This is a genomic window from Superficieibacter sp. HKU1, from assembly GCF_029319185.1.
Taxonomy (GTDB): Bacteria; Pseudomonadota; Gammaproteobacteria; order Enterobacterales; family Enterobacteriaceae; genus Superficieibacter.
On record NZ_CP119754.1, the window covers coordinates 1,681,638 to 1,701,367 of the forward strand.

The following is a 19,730-nucleotide window of genomic DNA, read 5'->3' on the forward strand; positions in this document are numbered from 1 at the left end:
TTCAGGCTCCTTTCGATAATCCGTGCAGAATAAGATCGATATGACTGGCAATGGTCTGGTAAATGAGCGCCGTTTTCTCATCGTCAAACTGCGACCAGCCGGTACGAAGCAGAATGGTTTCCCGTACCAGGCGGAAGGCAAGGATCTCGCCGAGCAGGGCATGGGTATGCAAAATCGTACGCGTGTCTGTGGCGTCAAGCCCGGTAAATGCGGCGATGAGATGTGTCATGTGCGTGTGCATCGGGGCGATCACCCGATCGTGAATAAGCCGGTAGGCGGCCGTCGGCGCGAGCTGCTCGCGAGAGATAAATTTGCTCAGGTTAACCGTTTCATCGCGGGTCAGCAGGGCGATCATATTCTCACAGGCGTTCAGGATCAGCGCGCGGATGGCCGCTTTGTCTGGCACTGGCTGCGCCAGCAGTTTTTCCGCCGCCTCGGTATGCGGTTGAAATTGCGCGTTGATAAAATCCGCAATCCACTGCGCGCAGGCGAGGTACAGATCCTCTTTCGAGCCGAAATAGTAGGGGATAGCCGCAATATTTTGCCCGGCCTGGGCGGCAATCTCGCGAGTCGTGGCATTAAGGCCATATTCGCCAAACTGCGCCAGCGCCGCAGAGATCAATTGTGCTTTTGCCTGTTCACCTTTGGTGGTGGCGGGAGTGACATTCATGGCATACCCGAAAAATTAATCAATCGATTGATTAATAATATGAGGTAATTTTGAGCTTGTCTAACCGCGATGCCTGTTTTGTCGGATCGCTCTCAATTCGTCGCGATCGACACCAGAGAAAAGTGGCAACCAGCGGCATCCTCATCTCAGGTGGGATATTTATGCGCCACGTCACAAAAACTGCTACACTCCGCCCCTTCATGACATTGTGGTTTTTGTCATCTGCCTTATTGCTATCGCCCTGAAAACTACACCGGTAACGGTGAGGGTGATATGGAGCTGTTATGTCTTTTGATACCCTTGGCCTGAGCCCTGAAATTTTGCGCGCTGTTGCAGAGCAGGGATACCGTGAGCCGACCCCCATTCAGCAGAAGGCGATCCCTGCCGTGCTGGAAGGCCGCGATATTATGGCCAGCGCCCAGACCGGGACGGGTAAAACCGCCGGATTTACGCTGCCGTTGCTTCAGCACCTTACCCAACGAGCGCCGGCAAAAGGGCAGCGCCCGGTGCGCGCGCTGATCCTGACGCCTACCCGCGAACTGGCGGCGCAGATTGGCGAAAACGTCCGTGATTACAGTAAGTACCTCAATATTCGTTCGCTGGTGGTGTTTGGCGGGGTCAGCATCAACCCGCAAATGATGAAACTGCGCGGCGGCGTAGATATTCTGGTTGCTACTCCTGGCCGTCTGCTGGATCTGGAACATCAGAACGCGGTTAAATTAGATAACATCGAAGTACTGGTGCTGGACGAAGCCGACCGCATGCTCGACATGGGCTTTATCCACGACATCCGCCGCGTGCTGGCGAAACTGCCGCCGAAGCGTCAGAACCTGCTTTTTTCCGCCACCTTCTCCGACGACATCAAAGGGCTGGCCGAAAAGCTGCTGCGTAACCCGCTGGAAATTGAAGTGGCGCGCCGTAATACCGCGTCTGAGCAGGTAACTCAGCACGTGCATTTCGTTGATAAGAAACGCAAACGTGAACTGCTGTCGCAGATGATTGGCGAAGGTAACTGGCAGCAGGTGCTGGTCTTTACCCGTACCAAACACGGCGCTAACCACCTGGCGGAACAGCTGAATAAAGACGGGATCCGCAGCGCGGCGATCCACGGTAATAAAAGCCAGGGTGCACGTACCCGGGCGCTGGCCGACTTTAAATCCGGCGATATTCGCGTACTGGTGGCTACCGACATCGCGGCGCGCGGTCTGGATATCGAAGAACTGCCGCACGTCGTGAACTACGAGCTGCCGAACGTCCCGGAAGATTACGTCCACCGTATTGGTCGTACCGGGCGTGCAGCGGCCACCGGCGAAGCGCTGTCGCTGGTTTGCGTTGATGAGCATAAACTGCTGCGCGATATCGAGCGCCTGCTGAAAAAAGAGATCCCGCGTATCGCGCTGGAAGGCTACGAGCCGGATCCTTCGATTAAAGCGGAGCCCATCCAGAATGGTCGTCAGCAGCAGCGTGGCGGCGGTCGTGGACAGGGCGGCGGTGGCCGCGGTCAACAACAGCCTCGTCGCACCGACGGCGGCGCGCCGAAAGGCAGAGGCCCGCGCAGCAATGACGGCAAACCGGCCGGTGAAAAGCCGCGTCGTCCCCGTCCGCGCAAACCTTCAGCAGTATAATTCACAGGCCGGATCGTCCGGCCTGTTTCTTTTCAGCCAGGCGCGACTTTTGTGCAGAGACGTTGTCACTTTGCGGTCGGGTAGTTAACATAATACTCTCTACAGGGAGCATCGTTAATGATTGATAAACACTCTACCGTGCCGGTCTATTTGCAACTTGAACAATACCTTACCGGGCAAATCACCGCAGGGTTGCTGCGTCCCGGCGATGCTATTCCTTCCGAAAATGAACTCTGCCAGCAGTTCACCATTTCCCGCATGACCGCGCGTAAAGCGGTGGATTATCTGGTCCGGCAGGGTAAAGTCGAACGTCGGCGCGGGCAGGGGACATTCGTGGTGCAGAGCAGCAAAAACCTGCGCATCTCACTGCCGCTCGATCGCCATCTCTCCTCCAGCGAGGCCACGCTGGGGCTGGATGAACCGGTGGTCAATCGCCTGATATGCCTTATTCGCCAGCCCGTCACGGCTGAGATTGCACACACGCTTCTCCTTGCACCGGGTGAAGAGGTCTGGTTTATGAAACGGCTACGGCTGGTGGGCGATATTCCCTTTGTTTTTGAACAGTCGTGGATGATCGCTCAGCCGTTTGCCGATTTATGCGAAGCCGATCTGAATGCCTCAAAATACGCCTATATCAGCCGCAAAGGGTTTACCGTTGAACGGTCTGAAAAGGAGATCCGCGCCGAACTCCCCTCGCAGGAGGTGCGCGATATGTTAGGCATTAACCGCGACGAGCCAGTGCTGCATGCGACTTCTGTTGCGCTATTGCGCGATAATACCCCCTTTGAAATCTCAGAAATTTACTACAATCAGCAGCATTACCGTTTCACCCTTACCGCCGCGCGTCCCTGATCGCGTCACCTGATGATTATGTGATCAATATCCTGTTTTTAAATTAGTGGGCTAGACAACTATACATCCAAATCGCCTATACTCCCCTTAACGTGTAGTCTGATACGTCACTTCTACCTTACAGGGAATGCGATATGAGTCGGGCAGGTGAGTTTTTACAAGATTTAGGTAAGGCATTAATGATGCCGATCTCGGTGATCGCTGCCGCCGGTATTTTTCTTGGCCTGGCAGCGGCCTTGCAGAATCCGGCAATCGTCGGTGAAAGCATTATTCACGCTGAAATGATGCAGCAGGCGATTGGCTTTATCCGCAAGGTTGCCGGGGCGTTATTCGCCAATCTACCGCTGCTGTTTGCCATTGCCTGTGCGATTGGCCTGGCCCGCGATGAAAAACCCACGGCGGCGCTGGCGGCGGTCATTGGTTTTATTACCTTTCACGTTGGCGTTAATTACAGTTTGCTGGCGCAGGGATTAACGCCAGAGACGACGTCGACGGCGGCTTTTATGGCAAAAGGCTATAGCCAGACCGAGGCGGTGATGTATTCCGCGGAATTTGCCAACACCCTCGGTATTTTTTCCTACCAGATGAGCGTCCTCGGCGGGGTGATCGCCGGGATGGTAACGGTCATTCTGCATAACCGCTTTTATACGATTACACTCCCGGCGGCCATCGCTTATTTTGGTGGCCGCCGCTTTGTTCCCATTATTACCGTTATTGTTTTGCCGCTGGTGGGCGTTTTAATGTCGCTGGTGTGGCCGGTGATTGCCAGTGCCATTATTCATCTGGGACGATTTATTGGTGAATCCGGCGCGTTTGGCACCTTTATTTATGCTTTCACCGAGCGAATCTTAATTCCCACCGGCCTGCATCATATTCTTAATGAAACCGTGCGCTTCACCCCGGTCGGCGGCATGGTGAATGTCAATAACGAAAGCGTCATCGGCGCGCTCTCCATATTTAATTACGCGCTGGCCCATCCCGGCGCGCTAAGTGAGGATATTACCCGCGAAGCCACGCGTTTTCTGGCGCAGGGCAAAATTCCGGTGATGATGTTTGGTCTGCCCGCCGCCGCGCTGGCGATGTACCGCTGCGCAAAGCCGGAGCACAAACAGCGGGTAAAAGCCTTAATGATGGCCGGTGCGCTGGCCTCATTCACTACCGGCATTACTGAACCGCTGGAGTTCAGCTTTATCTTTGTTTCGCCGCTGCTGTTTATTTTCCACGCGTTTATGACCGGACTGTCGTTTGCCTGTGCGCAACTGCTTGAGATGACGATCGGTAATATTCAGGGCGGATTGATTGATTTTATGGTCTTTGGCGTACTGGGCGGCGCGAAAACCCACTGGTGGTTCAGCCTGCTGCTCGGCGCTATCTGGGCACCCGTCTACTACTTCTCTTTTAGGTGGATCATTTTACGCACCAATGTCAAAACGCCAGGCCGCGAAGAAGAAAGCGCGGCGTCGGTTGCCAGTGCCAGGGAATTACCGGCGGATGAACACAGCGCGCATATTATTGCCGGTCTCGGCGGTCAGGACAATATTCAGCAGGTTGACTGCTGCTTCACCCGCCTGCGGGTAAAAATAATCGATATGCAAAAAGTCGATGAAGCCGCGCTCAGGCGCAGCGGTGCCAGCGGCTTTATTCGCGCGACGGATAACGACATTCAGGTTATTTACGGGCCGCAGGTAGAAAGTATTGCCAGCGCGGTGAAACAACATTTACTCGTTCAACAGACGCAATAAGAGAACTGATGATGAAAACACATTTTAATATCGTATTAGTCGGTGGGGGTTCCACATGGACGCCGGGATTATTAAAAGCATTATGCAAACTCAAGGCGCGTCTGCCCTTAAAAAAACTGGTGATGTTTGACGTGAATAGCGAACGCCAGGCGGTAATTGGCGACTACGCTAAAGTCTTATTCAGCGAAGAATATCCGGAACTGGAATTTACCTATACCACCGACGAAGAGGTCGCGTTTAATGATATGGATTTCATCTTCTGTCAGATGCGCACCGGCGGCTATGCGATGCGCGAGAAAGATGAAAAAATCCCGCTAAGCCTCGGCGTCATCGGGCAGGAAACCTGCGGCGCAGGTGGCTTTGCCTACGGTATGCGCTCCATTCGCGACATGATTGCGCTGGTCGAGAAAGTCCGTGCCCGTTCGCCGCAAGCCTGGATCCTTAACTACACCAATCCGGCGGCGATTGTGGCGGATGCCCTGAACAAGCGTTTTCCGCAAGATAAACGCATCCTCAATATCTGCGATCAGCCGGTTAACCTGCTGCGCTCTTATGGGCGCCTGCTGAACCGCGACCCGGCAACCTTCGATCCGGTCTATTTCGGCCTCAACCACTTCGGCTGGTTTACTCATCTGTATGATGAAAACGGCAATGACCTTGCTCCGGAACTGAAAGCCTATATTGCCGCCAACGGTTTTAAACCGGTGGACGCCGAACAGCGCGATAAATCCTGGCTGGAAACCTACGCGGCAGTGGCCGATATGCTGCGTGATTTCCCGGATTATCTGCCGAACACCTATCTGCAATATTACCTTTACCCGGAGTATAAATTCTCCAGACTGGACCCCAACTTTACCCGCGCCAATGAAGTGATTAACGGCCGGGAAAAACGGGTCTTTGAAGAGTGCCGCACCGCGGTGGCCGAAGGGACGACGCGCAACGTACACGTGGTACACAACGACGCGCACGGCGACATGATCGTCGAGCTGGCCGAAGCTATCGCCTTCAATCTGAAGAAAAAATTCATTGTGATGCTGCCCAATAATGGACTGGTCGAAAACCTTGATGACGATGTGATGGTCGAACTGACGGCAGAAATTGGCTGCAACGGACCGCGTCCGTATGGCATAGGGAAAATCCCGACCTTTTACAAAGGGTTGATTGAGCAACAGTTTGCTTATGAGCGGCTGACCGTTGAGGCGTGGTTTGAAGGCTCCTACACTAAAGCCCTACAGGCATTAACGCTTAACCGCACGATCGTCGATGCGAAAAAAGCACGTCAGGTGCTGGATGCGCTGATTGAAGCAAACAAAGACTACTGGCCAGAGCTGCGCTAACGCCTTTCCCCCTCTTCTGTCAGGAAGAGGGGAACCCGTCTAACCCTGTGAAATATTTGCGAGCCACTTTCCACAATTCCAAAAACCCATACCCCGGCAGACTGAAAAATGGCACAATAGTGGCTGTTTATACAGTATCTCAGGTTTTACGATGGCCCTTACTCCTGCGCTAAAAGCGCAAATCGCCGCCTGGTATAAGGCGCTGCAACAGCAAATTCCGGAGTTTATCCCGCGTCCGCCGCAGCGGCAGATGATTGCTGACGTGGCGAAAACCCTCGCTGGCGAGGACGGGCGGCACCTGGCAATTGAAGCGCCGACGGGCGTCGGCAAAACCTTATCGTACCTGATCCCCGGTATCGCCATCGCCAGGGAAGAGCAAAAAACGCTGGTGGTCAGTACCGCCAACGTGGCGCTTCAGGACCAGATCTACAGCAAAGATTTACCGCTGCTGAAAAAAATCATTCCTGAGCTGCGCTTCACGGCGGCATTTGGGCGCGGTCGCTACGTTTGCCCGCGTAACCTCACCGCGCTTGCCAGCACGGAAGAAACCCAGCAGGATCTGCTGGCCTTTCTTGATGATGAGCTGACGCCGAATAACAAAGAAGAGCAGCAGCATTGTGCGACGCTAAAAAAAGATCTCGACAGCTATAAATGGGATGGCCTGCGCGATCATACCGACCGCGCCATCAGTGACGATCTGTGGCGACGCCTGAGTACTGACAAAGCCAGCTGCCTGAACCGAAACTGTCACTACTACCGGGAATGCCCGTTTTTTGTTGCCCGGCGTGAAATCCAGGACGCGGAGGTGGTGGTGGCCAATCACGCGTTGGTGATGGCGGCAATGGAGAGTGAAGCGGTACTGCCGGAAGCGAAAAATATGCTGCTGGTGCTTGATGAAGGCCATCACCTGCCCGATGTCGCGCGCGACGCGCTGGAAATGAGCGCTGAAATCACCGCGCCATGGTATCGGCTCCAGCTCGATCTTTTTACCAAACTGGTCGCGACCTGCCTTGAACAGTTTCGTCCGAAAACCCTGCCGCCGCTCGCGACGCCGGAGCGCCTTAACGCCCATTGCGAAGAGCTTTATGAACTGATTGCCTCCCTGAATGCGATTCTGAATGTATACCTTCCGGCTACTCAGGAGGCGGAGCATCGCTTTGTGATGGGGGAGTTACCGGACGAGATCATGGCTATTTGTCAGCGTCTGGCAAAATTGACCGAGCTGCTGCGCGGGCTGGCCGAGGCGTTTCTCAACGATCTAGGTGAAAAAACCGGCTCGCACGATATCGTTCGCCTGCACCGGGTGATCCTGCAAATGAACCGCGCGCTGGGGATGTTTGAGGCGCAGAGTAAACTCTGGCGTCTGGCCTCGCTGGCGCATGCCTCCGGTGCGCCGGTGTCAAAATGGGCGACGCGGGACGTCCGCGAAGGGCAGAGTCATATGTTTTTTCACTGTGTTGGCATCCGCGTCAGCGACCAGCTGGAAAAATTGCTCTGGCGCAGCGTGCCGCACATTGTCGTTACCTCCGCCACGTTGCGTTCGCTTAACAGTTTTTCCCGTTTGCAGGAGATGAGCGGACTCAAAGAGAAGGCGGGCGACCGCTTTGTGGCGCTGGACTCGCCTTTTAACCACGTCGAACAGGGCAAGATTATTATCCCGCAGATGCACTATGAGCCGCTGATGGAAAACGAAGCGCAGCACGTGGCTGAAATGGCGGCGTTTTTCCGCCGGGAGCTGGAGAGTAAAAAGCATCGCGGTATGCTGGTATTGTTTGCCAGCGGTCGCGCCATGCAGCGCTTTCTGGAGCACGTTACCGATCTGCGCCTGCTGTTGCTGGTGCAGGGCGATCAACCGCGCTATCGGCTGGTGGAGCTGCACCGCAAGCGGGTGGAAGCTGGCGAGCGTAGCGTCCTGGTCGGGCTACAATCTTTTGCTGAAGGGCTGGATCTCAAAGGTGAGTTGTTAAGCCAGGTCCACATTCATAAAATCGCTTTCCCGCCTATCGACAGTCCGGTGGTGATCACCGAAGGCGAGTGGCTGAAGAGCCTGAAGCGTTATCCGTTTGAAGTACAAAGCCTGCCCAGCGCCTCGTTCAATCTCATTCAGCAGGTGGGGCGTTTGATCCGCAGCCACAGCTGCTGGGGGGAAGTGGTGATTTATGATAAACGTCTGCTGACGAAAAACTACGGTCAGCGGCTGCTGAATGCGCTGCCAGTGTTTCCGATTTCCCAACCTGAAGTGCCTGACGTTATAGTTAACAAAACCAAAACAAAACCAACCCGTCGCAAACGACGTTAATGATGTGAGCCGCAGGAGGACGTTGGATGGATTACCGCAAGATCATCAAAGAAGTGGGACGGGGGAAGAATCACGCCCGCGATTTGGATCTCGACACCGCACGAGAGCTGTATAGCCGAATGCTTAACGGCGACGTGGGCGATCTCGAAATGGGCGGCATTCTGATTGCCCTGCGTATCAAGGGCGAGGGTGAAGCCGAGATGCAGGGATTCTATCAGGCAATGCAGCAGCAGGTGATGCGCCTGACGCCACCGGTGGCGAAGCCAATGCCGGTGGTTATTCCGAGCTACAACGGGGCGCGAAAACAGGCCAACCTGACGCCGCTGCTGGCGATCCTGCTGCATAAGTTCGGCTTCCCGGTGGTGGTTCATGGGGTGAGTGAAGATCCCGGACGCGTGCTGACGGAAACAATTTTTTCCCTGCTGGGCATTAAGGCCACGCATCATGCCGGGCAGGCCCAGGCGAAACTCGACGGATCGCAGCCGGTGTATATTCCGGTCAGTGCGTTCTGCCCGCCGCTGGAAAAACAGCTGGCGTTACGCTGGCGGATGGGCGTACGTAACAGCGCGCATACCCTGGCAAAGCTGGCTACGCCGTTTGCAGAAGATGCTGCGCTGCGTCTCTCCAGCGTTTCTCATCCGGAATACGTTACGCGGGTGGCGCAATTTTTCACCGATATCGGCGGGCGCGGCCTGCTGATGCAGGGGACTGAGGGCGAAGTTTACGCCAGTCCGCAGCGTTGCCCGCCGATCAGCCTGATCGACGCAGGCGGCGTGCGGGTTATCAGCGAACGTCAGGAACTCAGCGAGGCCAGTGAACTATCGCTACCGGAGAGTAAAGATCCTGAGGTTACCGCGCGCTGGATTGAGCGCTGCGTCAGCGGCTGCGAGCCGGTGCCGCAGTCGCTGAAAATTCAGATTGCCTGCTGCCTGTTGGCAACCGGCGAAGTGGATACTCTGGCGTCCGGGCTGGCCCGCGTTGCGCAGAGTTACTAAGCGTATGCCAAAAAAAAGCCCGTCCATCATGGACGGGCAAAAAGGGTAACAAACACAGAGTCAATAATGAGGGTTAATGCGCCCCGCCGGTGGGTGGCCAGCGGGTCAGGTCAACATAGAGTGGCGATTAGTTGTAGATAACCGCAGTGCCGCTCATTTTGTTGTTACCGTTGGTAGAGGTGATGCTGTAGCCTTTTGCACCAGCGGCAGCCGCTTTCTCTGCCAGACGCGCTTCCAGGCCGTCCAGCGTAGTTGCGCCGTTAGCGGAAACCACGCCGACTTTATTCATGCTCTGTGCCTGAGCCGGGTTAACGGCTTCAGCAGCAAAAGCGCCAAAGGAAAGTGTAGAAAGGGCGATAGCGGCAACAGCATATTTGATGGTTTTCATAGTTAATCTCTCGCAGGTTATTCTGTTAATGTGACGATGTTCCGTCGATGTGATAAGTATCACGCTTTTTTTCGAGAGATAAAATCGAAGAGAATTGACGACGTTGTTCGAAAAATTTGAATGATGATAATTTATTGATTATTAATAAATTATTTTTGGCCGTGAAGCTGAAAGAAGAATGAGCACGGTCAGAAAAAGTTTAAAGGCACAGTTTGCTACTCCGGCCCCTGAAATCCGTGCTCGTAACGTTACCGTGGGATGCTGTCAGCATCGGCAAAGAACAGTCAGCGTAACTGGCTATCCTTCGAACCTCTGCGATTATATCCTGAAAATTTCGCATTATTTAAATCTTTCTTCTGCTGACAGTTCACGCACAGCCGCACGCCTGGGATCGCCTTACGACGCGCTTCCGGGATACGTTCATCGCATTCTTCACAAAATTCGACGCTTTCACCCGTTGGCAGGTCGCGACGCGCACGTGCAACCGCATCTTCAATGGTACTGTCGATCTGATCCTGCACAGCACCGTCATTTGCCCAACCTGATGCCATTTTTACCTCCTGAGGTTTACTTCATTATAGCAAAATGGGGTCAAATTTTGTGCAGGCAAGGGCGTGGCGCGGGGTTTTAGGACCATTCGCGGCACGCAATTTAAGGCACAAGGATGGGTGAGAAGGATAAAAATTATCCCTGCCGCGCATCCGGGCGGATCAGGTCAAAGCGGTGGGCTTCATCAATGCTGTAATACGCGGATGGCCCACCCGCCCGCAGCACCGGCTGCGCTTTGGCGGTCTGGTAGATGCCATCCTCCAGCAGCGACTCATCAATATGTACCGCAATTACCTCTCCCAGTACCAGCCAGGTGTCTACCGCCGTGCCGTCTGCGCCGGTAAGCTGAATGCACTGCGAAAGACGGCATTCGAAATTAACCGGGCTTTCTGCCACGCGCGGGACGCTGACAAGGCGGCTGGCCGCAGGCGTCAGTCCGGCGCGCAAAAACTCATTTTCACCGTGCGGCAGGGTGGCCGACGTTTCATTCATCTGACGCGCCAGCGGCAGGGTGGTGAGATTCCAGACAAACTCTTTGGTCTCGACAATATTGCGCACGCTGTCTTTCCAGCCGCTGCTGGCAAAACCGATAATCGGTGGCCGGTAATTAAAGCAGTTGAAAAAGCTGTACGGGGCCAGGTTGGCCTTTCCCTGCGCGTCCTGCGAAGCGATCCAGCCAATTGGACGGGGGCCAATAATCGCGTTAAGCGGATCGTGCGGCAGGCCATGACCCTGCGATGGCTGATAAAAATACATAGTTTTCCTCTGCAAAAAACGGATTTCTCCAGACTCACTTATTTACCCGCCCGGCGTCAACGGGTATCTTACGCGGCAATCGACAGGAGAAAGCTATGAATGCCCAGAAACCGGGATTACACCCGCGTAACCGCCACCGTGACCGCTACGATCTTCCCGCCCTCTGCGTGGCGTGTCCGGAGCTTGCTGAATTTATCACCACCAATCCCTCCGGCGAGGAGACCATTAACTTTGCCGAACCGCGGGCCGTTAAGGCATTGAACAAAGCGCTGCTGATGCATTTTTACGGCGTGCAGCAGTGGGATGTTCCGGAGGGTTCTCTTTGCCCGCCGGTGCCGGGCAGGGCGGATTATATTCACCATCTGGCCGACCTGCTGTCAGAAACCGGCGGTGAAATTCCCCGTCAGGCCAGCGTGCTGGATATCGGCGTCGGCGCAAACTGTATCTACCCGCTGATTGGCGCCTCTGAGTATGGCTGGCGCTTTACCGGTACCGAGGTCAATGCCGGGGCGTTTGCCAGCGCCCAGGCCATCGTGAACGGCAATCCGGGCATGAACCGCAGCATTCGCCTGCGTAAACAGAAAGATGAAACCGCTATTTTTCGCGGCATCATTCGTAAAAACGAGCAGTACGACGCCACTATTTGTAATCCGCCGTTCCACGATTCCGCCGAGGCGGCGCGAGAGGGTAACGAGCGTAAGCGGCGCAATCTGGGGCAAAAGCAGGGTGATGCGCGTAACTTTGGCGGTCAGCAGCAGGAGTTGTGGTGCCAAGGCGGGGAAGTGCGTTTTATTCAGCAGATGATTGAAGAGAGCAAAACCTTTGCCCGTCAGGTGATGTGGTTTAGTTCGCTGGTGTCCCGTGGTGAAAACCTGCCGCTGTTGTATCCGGCGCTGACGGCAGCAGGCGCGGTGAAAGTAGTGAAAAAAGAGATGGCCCAGGGTCAAAAGCAGAGTCGCTTTATCGCCTGGACCTTCCTCGACGAAGACCAGCGTCGTCGTTTCGCGGTCCGCGCCCGCTAAAGCGTTGGCTCGGCAGGCGGCTGGGGAGCCACACCCGATGTTGGCATGGCTCCCGGCGGCTGCATCGCTGCCCCTGGCGAGGGCAGGATTTGCCAGGTTTGCACCGGAGCGCGAACCCCGGCCCGGTCGAAATGTTTTTTCACCTGGCTGTCCAGCGCGAAACGAACGGTCCACTGTTTCAGCGGCTGAGTGGTAAACGAGACGCGCAGGGTAAAGGCGGTGTTAGTCAGGCCGACAATGCCCGCAAACGACGGCTCGCCAATCACCAGCGCGCGAATATCCGGCATTTCCATCAACTCGCTTACCGCCTCTTTCAGCGCCTGATTTGCTTTATCGGCATCCTCATGACGATCGACGTCATAGTTCGCCACCACCGAGCCGATACCGCGTACGAAGTTGGCGAAGGTGGTGATCGAGGACCACGGAATAATGTGGTACGCGCCGGTATCCTGACGCACGCCGACCGATCGAATTGACATCCGTTCAACCGTGCCGGTGAGCGGCCCGATGGTCACCAGATCGCCGGTATTCATCCCGTTCTCAAATTGTATGAAGACCCCGGTGATAATATCTTTTACCAGCGTTTGTGAGCCGAATGAGATAGCCAGTCCCAGCGCTCCGGCACCTGCCAGCAGCGGGGCGATATTCACGCCAATTTCCGAAAGCACGATCATGATGGTAATGGTACTGATAATCACCGCCAGCGCGTTACGGAACAGCGTCAGCAGCGTGCGGGTACGTGCGCTCGGTAGCGGGCGGCCGTGAATATCGGAGGACAGGCGGTTTTCAATCAGGCTCGCCAGTACCGTCCAGCCCACCGCCGAGAAGAACAGGATCAGCGCGATGCGGATCAGGATATCGACGGTTTTCTCCCCCGCGCCGTTGTGCAGCCAGTTCCAGAAATCGAACAGACCCCACGCGCTGAGCAGCAGCATAATCGCCACGCAAACCACCAGAATACGCGCGGCTTTCAGCGCCGTGGAAAGCCAGCCGTTGAGCCGCTTTTGCAGTTCAGGATAGTTACGCTGGGTTTGCGCAGAGAGCGTAATACGTTTGGCAATCCAGCGGGATAAAATGCCGGACGCAAAGGCCGCAAGACCGATAATCGCCAGGCTGCGCACCGTTGCACCCATCATAAATTTCAGGCTATTGCCCGGATCGAAGAGTGAAAAGAAGAACAGGACGATGAAATAGGCGGTTGCCAGCCAGTGCCACACCAGGGCAAAGGCGCGAATAAACAAACTGAAGAAGGAGAGCGAGCGATCGGCCAGGTGCAGCAAATCCTCGGTGATTTTTTGTTTATTATGGAAAATAAGATACAGCGCCCACAGCGTAATACACAGCATGATCGCCACGTTGGCCATCGCGCCGAACTGCACGTTAACCTGATTGGAAATAATCGGCACCGCCACAATCAGCCCATAGCCGATTAAGCTACTGAGCGCGCTCAGGCGCAGGTTCCAGTAATGGGCTGACTCGTCGGTGATCGAAAACGGACGCAGTTCGGGGACGCGCGGGCAGAATATCAGGCGCAGAATGGCTTTGAAAAACTCAATCAGGGCGAAAGCGCTCAGAAACAGATTTTGCTGGAACGCGATGGTCTGGTTGCCGGAGTTAAAATTTTCAATCAGGATTTGACCGACAAAAAGCGCCAGTACCAGCAGCAGTAAATCGATGATAAACGCGCCGATGATCATGCCGGGAAGCTGGAGCCAGTTGCCGTGCTCGCGATTTTTTTTGCGTCCCCAGCGGCCCATTCTGCGATAAAGCGGCAGCGCGGCGATGCGGATCACCGCGTAAAAGGCGAAGACCATGCCCGCCAGCATTATAAAATGGGTAAGCGCATTGGTAAAGGTATGAGGATTGAAAGCCTTGTGCGGGGAGCCGGTGATATTACGATACAGTTGAGCAAAGCGGGAGGAGAGTTGTTCACCGTAATACCGGCCTACGGTGGTGACATTTTCCAGCACCGTTTTATCGTTTTTCGCCTCCGGTGGCGCAATGGCAGGGACCGGTTCCGGCGGTGGAGTTGCCGCCACCTGACGAAGCTGTTCGATCAGCTCGTCGCGGGAGGTGTCGTTAGCCAGGACGTCAGCCAGCGCGGCGTAAGCCGCTTTTTTCTGCGCCAGATCCGGCTCGCTGGGCTGGGTTTTTTCGTCCTTCGCTGGCGGGGCGCTGGTGGTGACGCCTGGGATCGTCGCCGCGTGCAGCGGGGCGCTAAGCAGACCAAGAAGTAGCAACACAATCCACGGCATGGACTCCTCCAGTGAGAATCTATAACAAAATGATAAGTATAGAACCCCATAATGGCATGGCGGGAATTGAGAACATTCTGGAAAACCCGCCCCAAAAGGGGCGGGCCAGGGATCAGGAGACGTGCTGCAAAAACTCCTGCAGGCGCAGGCTGGGTGGGTTTTCAATCAGCGTTTGTGGATGACCGTCTTCGGCAATCCGTCCCTGGTCTATAAAGATCAGACGCGAGGCGACTTTCTCGGCAAAGCCGATTTCATGGGTGACGATCACCATTGTCATGCCTTCTTCTGCCAGATCCTGCATCACTTTCAGCACTTCGTGGCGCAGCTCCGGGTCGAGGGCAGAGGTCGGCTCATCAAACAGCATCATTTTCGGTTTCACCGCCAGCGCACGGGCAATCGCCACGCGCTGCTGCTGGCCGCCGGAAAGCTCTGACGGATAATGGTGCGAACGTTCGGCAAGGCCCACTTTCGCCAGCAGCGACAGCGCCAGCTTTTCAGCCTCCGCTTTTTTGGCTCCGCGCACTCGCAGCGGGCCGAACATCACGTTTTCCAGCGCCGTCAGATGCGGGAACAGGTAGAACTGCTGGAACACCATCCCGGCTTCCTGACGAATTAACCGATCGTCCACTTTCGGATCGTTTACCTTCAGGCCGTCAACAATCAGTTCGCCGCTGGTAATCTCTTCCAGCTTGTTGATGCAGCGCAGCAGCGTCGATTTTCCCGAACCCGACGGGCCGATAATGACCACTACTTCACCCTGAGCGATGTGCAAATCAATATTGTGCAGCACTTTAGTGGGACCAAAGTGCTTGGAGACGTTTTTAAATTCAATCACAGGATTTTCATCCTTTTTTCAAGACGGCGCAGAACGAAGCTCAGAACCAGAGTGATAATCAGATAGATGACGGCGACGGCGCTCCAGATCTCCAGCGCGCGGAAGTTACCGGCAATAATCTCCTGTCCCTGACGCGTCAGTTCAGCAACGCCGATGACGATAAACAGGGAAGTATCTTTGATACTGATGATCCACTGGTTCCCCAGCGGCGGAAGCATACGGCGCAGCGCCAGCGGCAGAATGACGTGGCGGATGGTTTCGTATCGTGACAGACCCAGCGCCAGCCCCGCTTCGCGAAAGCCTCTGTGAATCGACAGTACCGCACCACGGGTGATCTCCGCAATATACGCGCCGGAGTTGATCATAATGGTGATTACCGCCGCGCTAAAGGGATCGATGCGCAAATCATTGAAGGCCATCGGCAGGGCAAAGTAGATAAACATAACCTGCACGACAATCGGGGTGCCGCGAATGATTTCAATAAACACGAGGGCGATGAAATTGATGATGCGGCCGCCGAAAGAGCGGGCAAACCCCGCCAGCAGGCCGATGATCAGACCGCCTGCAAGGCCGAGGACCGAAATCCACAGCGTCATTTTGGCCCCTTTCAGCAAAATCGGAATGGCAGGCCAAATGGCACTCCAGTCAAACTCCATAATAAATTCCTGTTACCGCGTTAAATAGAGCAGGGGGCGAAGGCCGCCCCCAGAAGCGTGCATCAAAGCGTATTATTTAGGTTCAGTGCCGAACCATTTTTTGTAGATTTCGTTATAAGTGCCGTTGTCGTGCAATGTTTTCAGGGCACCGTTCACTTTCTCACGCAGGTCATCGCTGCCTTTCGGGAAGGCGATGCCGTATTGCTGTGCTTCAAGCGACTCACCCACGGCTTTAAATTTGCCGTTGCCCGCTGTTTTAATGAAGTACAGGATGTTTGGCGTATCGTGGATCACCGCGTCTGCACGGTTGGTACCCAGTTCCATATAGGCGTTATCGATGTTCGGGAACTGACGCAGGTCTTTGGTTTTGATATTAGCTTTTGCGTAATCAACGGAACCGGTACCGCTCTTCACGGCAACCACTTTACCGTCCAGATCTTTTACCGATTTAACATCGTTGTTATCCGCTTTTACCATTACCAGCAGGCCGCTTTTGTAGTAGCCATCGGAGAACTCGATCGCTTTTTTACGTTCGTCGGTAATGGTGATCCCGGCCAGCGCCAGGTCGATATTTTTCGTTTGCAGCGCGGGGATGATGCCGCTGAAATCCATCGGCTTCAGGGTGTAATCCAGCTTCAGTTCTTTGGCGATGGCGGCCCACAGGTCGACATCGAAACCAACATATTTATCGCCTTGTTTGAACTCGAAAGGAACGAACGCGGTGTCGGTGGCGACGACCAGTTTTTTATCTGCTGCGTGAGAAGAAACTGCGAAAGCCAGCGCGAGCGTAGCCAGGGAAACTTTAAATAGAGACTTCATAACATTTCCTTTTATATTCACGGGGCGATCCCCTGCAAGAACAAACGGTGGTATGAAAAAATCGTGCCACTTTTACAACTCATTGTTTTTGCAGTAACCGAGCGGCAGGCAAGCGCACAAAAATGATCGTTTTACCACTTTATGCACTCTCTCAGGGCACCATTTTGGTGCGTAACTCTGATGTTACAGCCTGTGATGATTTTTATCGCAGAATCCGGGGGAAAAACAATCTTTTATTAACGATTTTGTGAGGTGCTTGTTACGAGTAATTAACTTTGGCAGGCGCAGGGCAAAAAAAATGCACCTTTACGGTGCATCATACCCCGCCCACTGGCGGCGGGGTGACAGGATTTTCGTATGGTTACTCGATGTTAGATTCGATAAACCACAGGAATTTATCCAGATCGCGTGAAGCTGCGGTCAGGATATCCGCGGTATCTTCATCTTTCGCTTCAGTGATCCCTTTACGCACGTCGTTGGCGACAATCGCATAACGATCGGCCAGCTCTTTCAGGTGATCCTGAACGGTGTGGATATCGAGCGGGTAGCTTTTCAGCGCGGTTTTGCTGTTAACGACCTGCGTGGTACCCAGGGCAACGCCGCCCAGCTGAACGGCACGTTCAGCGATGGTATCCAGATGGTCGGTTAACGCTGTGCGAAAGCCATCCAGCATTTCATGAACACCAATGAAGTTAGCACCGCGCATGTTCCAGTGAGCCTGTTTGGTGATCAGCGACAGATCGATAAATTGAACCAGCTGACGGTTTAACAGTTCAATGGTGGCTTTCTTCTCGCTATCAGATACATCGTTGCGAGTATAAAGCAGATTAGACGCTTTTGTTTTTACTAGTTTAGCGGTACTCATAATCTCATATCCTCTTGATGTGGGTTCCTAAGTAAATTTCGAGATTAAGTATAGCACCGCTTTTTAACTCTGCTATTCAGTCTGTACCTATCAGTTTAATAGCATAAGTCTGTTACTGATTCGGTTAACTATATATATCAATGGCTTAATGTTGTAACTGGTAAATGATTCTTAATTCCATTTCAGGATTGGCTGTCTCTGACATTATTATTTACAGGGCAATGAAAAACGGTGGAATAACGCGACAAATAAGATGCGAATATTCTGCATGGCTATGCACGCCATGCAGAATAGTATTATTTTTTGATTTTAACCCGTTTAATCTCGGGCTCACGACGCTGGGTTAATGTAGAGCCCATGGAGGCAGCAATAATGGCACCCAGTGCCAGTGTCTGATTGAAGGTCAGGGTTTCGCCAAGAAAAATGATGCCTGAAATGGCAGCCAGCGCCGGCTCCATACTCATCAGCGTGCCGAAGGTGCGCGTCGGCAGACGGGTAAGGGCGATCATCTCAAGGGAGTAGGGCAGCGCCGTCGAAAGAACCGCAATCGCCAGTCCCAGCGGCAAAATAGACCAGTGCCATAAGGCATCTCCTGCCTGCAACGCGCCTAAAGGCACGAAAATAATTGCTGCAATCAGCGATCCCATCGACACCGTCGCCGGACCATGTTCTGCTCCCGCGCGCTGGCCCGAGAGAATATAAATCGCCCAGCATGCCCCTGCGCCCAGGGCCAGCAGCGTACCCGTCAGGTCAACGTGCGCCACGTCCTTGCCCAGCGGCAGCAGAAACCAAAGACCAAGAACCGCGAGGATCACCCAGACAAAATCAACTGCCCGGCGCGATGCAAAAAGCGCCACCGCCAGCGGACCGGTAAATTCCAGTGCTACCGCGATACCTAACGGAATACGCTGGATAGCCAGATAGAACAGGTAGTTCATCGCCCCAAGCGAGACGCCGTAGCACAACAGAGGCAGACGCTGATCTTTTGCAAAACGCAATCGCCACGGCTTAAAGACGACGATCAAAATGAGCGTCCCCAGCGCCAGGCGCAGGGCCGTTACCCCGGGTGCCCCGACCAGTGGAAAAAGCGTCTTTGCCAGCGAAGCGCCGCTTTGAATAGAGGCCATCGCGACCAGTAAAATAACACAAGGTAACCAGATCGGCATTTTACGCTGCAGTCCAGGCATCCTTTCTCCCGTCAAATTTTGTCAAAAGAAGTAAAGCCACCAGTGTAATGGACCAGGGGTCGACAGTTTAGTCTTCGTTGAAAAAAGATTGCTTATAATTTATCGCGTGAATCAGAATGCGCGCAAAAAAATCTCCCGGAGATTGAGAGTAATCCGATGATTGCAATCAGCCGGGCGCGTCATAATGACGTCCTCTGCGATAAAAGCGCTGTTTTTTGAAAGGGATAGTCAAGAATGGAAATGTTTCGTTACAGGAAATGACGGACGCGACAACGCAATTTGCAAAAAGTTTCTTAGCATTTTGATATATTTAAAACTTAGGACTTACTTGAAGCACATTTGAGGTGGTTATGAATAAAATTGCATGTCTTTCAGCACTGGCCGCAGTTCTGGCCCTTTCCGCAGGTACTGCCGTAGCTGCAACTTCTACCGTTACCGGTGGTTACGCTCAGAGCGATATGCAGGGCGTGGCTAACAAAGCTAACGGTTTCAACCTGAAGTATCGCTACGAAAATGATACCCCGCTGGGCGTTATTGGTTCCTTCACCTATACCGAAAAAGATGACACCTCTAACGGCCTGTACAACAAAGCGCAGTACTACGGCTTCACTGCGGGTCCGGCTTACCGTATCAACGACTGGGCAAGCGTGTATGGCGTAGTGGGCTTTGGCTACGGTAAAGTTCAGGCGAACGACATTCCTGACAACCACAGCACCAGCGATTACGGCGTAGCGTACGGCGCAGGTCTGCAGTTCAACCCGATGGAAAACGTGGCTCTTGACGTTTCCTACGAGCAGAGCCGCATCCGTAGCGTTGACGTTGGTACCTGGATCGCGGGCGTCGGCTACCGTTTCTAATAACGACGTGATTTAACGTGG

Annotated in this window: 18 protein-coding genes; 8 read left to right on the forward strand and 10 right to left on the reverse strand. The window is 54.1% G+C overall.

The features are described from left to right. Nucleotide 1: 1 nt before the first annotated feature. On the reverse strand, nucleotides 2–670 hold the full coding sequence (gene cecR, locus P0H77_RS08090; RefSeq protein WP_276164366.1) for a transcriptional regulator CecR: 669 nt from the start codon (nucleotides 668–670) through the stop codon (nucleotides 2–4). 284 nt (nucleotides 671–954) lie between these two features. On the opposite strand from cecR, the gene rhlE reads away from it, so the two are divergent. The 6 genes from rhlE to ybiB all read left to right on the forward strand — a co-directional run bounded on the left by rhlE (nucleotide 955) and on the right by ybiB (nucleotide 9,520). After that, nucleotides 955–2,295: an ATP-dependent RNA helicase RhlE gene (rhlE, locus tag P0H77_RS08095; RefSeq protein ID WP_276164367.1), complete on the forward strand. Its 1,341-nt coding sequence runs from the start codon at nucleotides 955–957 to the stop codon at nucleotides 2,293–2,295. 117 nt (nucleotides 2,296–2,412) lie between these two features. Next, nucleotides 2,413–3,147 carry a GntR family transcriptional regulator gene (locus P0H77_RS08100; protein ID WP_276164368.1) on the forward strand — a complete coding sequence of 245 codons (735 nt, stop codon included), beginning with the start codon at nucleotides 2,413–2,415 and terminating at the stop codon, nucleotides 3,145–3,147. Nucleotides 3,148–3,281: 134 nt separating this feature from the next. Continuing rightward, nucleotides 3,282–4,889 carry a PTS transporter subunit EIIC gene (locus P0H77_RS08105; protein ID WP_276164369.1) on the forward strand — a complete coding sequence of 536 codons (1,608 nt, stop codon included), beginning with the start codon at nucleotides 3,282–3,284 and terminating at the stop codon, nucleotides 4,887–4,889. Nucleotides 4,890–4,897: 8 nt separating this feature from the next. Beyond that, nucleotides 4,898–6,226 carry a 6-phospho-alpha-glucosidase gene (locus P0H77_RS08110; protein WP_276164370.1) on the forward strand — a complete coding sequence of 443 codons (1,329 nt, stop codon included), beginning with the start codon at nucleotides 4,898–4,900 and terminating at the stop codon, nucleotides 6,224–6,226. 151 nt (nucleotides 6,227–6,377) lie between these two features. Next, nucleotides 6,378–8,525 (forward strand): ATP-dependent DNA helicase DinG, encoded by a 2,148-nt coding sequence (gene dinG, locus P0H77_RS08115; RefSeq protein WP_276164371.1) that lies wholly within the window; start codon nucleotides 6,378–6,380, stop codon nucleotides 8,523–8,525. 26 nt (nucleotides 8,526–8,551) lie between these two features. Beyond that, nucleotides 8,552–9,520, forward strand: coding sequence for a DNA-binding protein YbiB (gene ybiB, locus P0H77_RS08120; protein ID WP_276164372.1), 969 nt, complete (start codon nucleotides 8,552–8,554; stop codon nucleotides 9,518–9,520). 127 nt (nucleotides 9,521–9,647) lie between these two features. Here ybiB and ybiJ read toward each other — a convergent pair whose 3' ends face one another. From ybiJ to P0H77_RS08135, 3 genes are all read right to left on the reverse strand, one after another. Next, nucleotides 9,648–9,908, reverse strand: coding sequence for a DUF1471 family protein YbiJ (ybiJ, locus tag P0H77_RS08125; protein WP_176920543.1), 261 nt, complete (start codon nucleotides 9,906–9,908; stop codon nucleotides 9,648–9,650). Nucleotides 9,909–10,192: 284 nt separating this feature from the next. Next, a complete protein-coding gene (locus P0H77_RS08130) occupies nucleotides 10,193–10,459 on the reverse strand; it encodes a DksA/TraR family C4-type zinc finger protein (RefSeq protein ID WP_276164373.1) in 267 nt (88 codons plus the stop codon). Nucleotides 10,460–10,592: 133 nt separating this feature from the next. Beyond that, on the reverse strand, nucleotides 10,593–11,213 hold the full coding sequence (locus P0H77_RS08135) for a flavin reductase family protein (RefSeq protein WP_276164374.1): 621 nt from the start codon (nucleotides 11,211–11,213) through the stop codon (nucleotides 10,593–10,595). A 95-nt stretch (nucleotides 11,214–11,308) separates the two neighbouring features. Here P0H77_RS08135 and rlmF point away from each other — a divergent pair, with 95 nt between their 5' ends. After that, nucleotides 11,309–12,235: a 23S rRNA (adenine(1618)-N(6))-methyltransferase RlmF gene (gene rlmF, locus P0H77_RS08140; protein WP_276164375.1), complete on the forward strand. Its 927-nt coding sequence runs from the start codon at nucleotides 11,309–11,311 to the stop codon at nucleotides 12,233–12,235. On the opposite strand, the gene ybiO is transcribed toward rlmF, so the two are convergent. The 6 genes from ybiO to rhtA form a co-directional block, all read right to left on the reverse strand. After that, on the reverse strand, nucleotides 12,232–14,490 hold the full coding sequence (ybiO, locus tag P0H77_RS08145; RefSeq protein ID WP_276164376.1) for a mechanosensitive channel protein: 2,259 nt from the start codon (nucleotides 14,488–14,490) through the stop codon (nucleotides 12,232–12,234). The two genes, rlmF and ybiO, sit on opposite strands and share 4 nt — an antisense overlap. Nucleotides 14,491–14,602: 112 nt before the next feature. Beyond that, a complete protein-coding gene (glnQ, locus tag P0H77_RS08150; RefSeq protein ID WP_103675506.1) occupies nucleotides 14,603–15,325 on the reverse strand; it encodes a glutamine ABC transporter ATP-binding protein GlnQ in 723 nt (240 codons plus the stop codon). Next, on the reverse strand, nucleotides 15,322–15,981 hold the full coding sequence (gene glnP, locus P0H77_RS08155; protein ID WP_276164377.1) for a glutamine ABC transporter permease GlnP: 660 nt from the start codon (nucleotides 15,979–15,981) through the stop codon (nucleotides 15,322–15,324). Before glnP ends, glnQ begins: the two co-directional genes overlap by 4 nt. Before the next feature lie 72 nt (nucleotides 15,982–16,053). Continuing rightward, complete coding sequence (gene glnH, locus P0H77_RS08160; RefSeq protein ID WP_276164378.1) at nucleotides 16,054–16,800, reverse strand: glutamine ABC transporter substrate-binding protein GlnH; 747 nt, start codon at nucleotides 16,798–16,800, stop codon at nucleotides 16,054–16,056. Nucleotides 16,801–17,161: 361 nt separating this feature from the next. After that, nucleotides 17,162–17,665 (reverse strand): DNA starvation/stationary phase protection protein Dps, encoded by a 504-nt coding sequence (gene dps, locus P0H77_RS08165; protein ID WP_103675503.1) that lies wholly within the window; start codon nucleotides 17,663–17,665, stop codon nucleotides 17,162–17,164. Nucleotides 17,666–17,961: 296 nt separating this feature from the next. Further along, nucleotides 17,962–18,852 carry a threonine/homoserine exporter RhtA gene (gene rhtA / locus P0H77_RS08170; RefSeq protein WP_276164379.1) on the reverse strand — a complete coding sequence of 297 codons (891 nt, stop codon included), beginning with the start codon at nucleotides 18,850–18,852 and terminating at the stop codon, nucleotides 17,962–17,964. A 350-nt stretch (nucleotides 18,853–19,202) separates the two neighbouring features. Between rhtA and ompX the strand changes: the two genes are divergently transcribed. Next, nucleotides 19,203–19,709, forward strand: a complete 507-nt coding sequence (gene ompX / locus P0H77_RS08175) for an outer membrane protein OmpX (protein WP_276164380.1) — start codon at nucleotides 19,203–19,205, stop codon at nucleotides 19,707–19,709. Nucleotides 19,710–19,730: the final 21 nt, after the last annotated feature.

What these genes read in the sequence shown, in the direction of transcription:
- cecR (WP_276164366.1), bottom strand. Translation starts at nt 670, where the DNA reads ATGAATGTCACTCCCGCCACCACCAAAGGTGAACAGGCAAAAGCACAA.
- rhlE (WP_276164367.1), top strand. Translation starts at nt 955, where the DNA reads ATGTCTTTTGATACCCTTGGCCTGAGCCCTGAAATTTTGCGCGCTGTT.
- P0H77_RS08100 (WP_276164368.1), top strand. Translation starts at nt 2,413, where the DNA reads ATGATTGATAAACACTCTACCGTGCCGGTCTATTTGCAACTTGAACAA.
- P0H77_RS08105 (WP_276164369.1), top strand. Translation starts at nt 3,282, where the DNA reads ATGAGTCGGGCAGGTGAGTTTTTACAAGATTTAGGTAAGGCATTAATG.
- P0H77_RS08110 (WP_276164370.1), top strand. Translation starts at nt 4,898, where the DNA reads ATGATGAAAACACATTTTAATATCGTATTAGTCGGTGGGGGTTCCACA.
- dinG (WP_276164371.1), top strand. Translation starts at nt 6,378, where the DNA reads ATGGCCCTTACTCCTGCGCTAAAAGCGCAAATCGCCGCCTGGTATAAG.
- ybiB (WP_276164372.1), top strand. Translation starts at nt 8,552, where the DNA reads ATGGATTACCGCAAGATCATCAAAGAAGTGGGACGGGGGAAGAATCAC.
- ybiJ (WP_176920543.1), bottom strand. Translation starts at nt 9,908, where the DNA reads ATGAAAACCATCAAATATGCTGTTGCCGCTATCGCCCTTTCTACACTT.
- P0H77_RS08130 (WP_276164373.1), bottom strand. Translation starts at nt 10,459, where the DNA reads ATGGCATCAGGTTGGGCAAATGACGGTGCTGTGCAGGATCAGATCGAC.
- P0H77_RS08135 (WP_276164374.1), bottom strand. Translation starts at nt 11,213, where the DNA reads ATGTATTTTTATCAGCCATCGCAGGGTCATGGCCTGCCGCACGATCCG.
- rlmF (WP_276164375.1), top strand. Translation starts at nt 11,309, where the DNA reads ATGAATGCCCAGAAACCGGGATTACACCCGCGTAACCGCCACCGTGAC.
- ybiO (WP_276164376.1), bottom strand. Translation starts at nt 14,490, where the DNA reads ATGCCGTGGATTGTGTTGCTACTTCTTGGTCTGCTTAGCGCCCCGCTG.
- glnP (WP_276164377.1), bottom strand. Translation starts at nt 15,981, where the DNA reads ATGGAGTTTGACTGGAGTGCCATTTGGCCTGCCATTCCGATTTTGCTG.
- glnH (WP_276164378.1), bottom strand. Translation starts at nt 16,800, where the DNA reads ATGAAGTCTCTATTTAAAGTTTCCCTGGCTACGCTCGCGCTGGCTTTC.
- dps (WP_103675503.1), bottom strand. Translation starts at nt 17,665, where the DNA reads ATGAGTACCGCTAAACTAGTAAAAACAAAAGCGTCTAATCTGCTTTAT.
- rhtA (WP_276164379.1), bottom strand. Translation starts at nt 18,852, where the DNA reads ATGCCTGGACTGCAGCGTAAAATGCCGATCTGGTTACCTTGTGTTATT.
- ompX (WP_276164380.1), top strand. Translation starts at nt 19,203, where the DNA reads ATGAATAAAATTGCATGTCTTTCAGCACTGGCCGCAGTTCTGGCCCTT.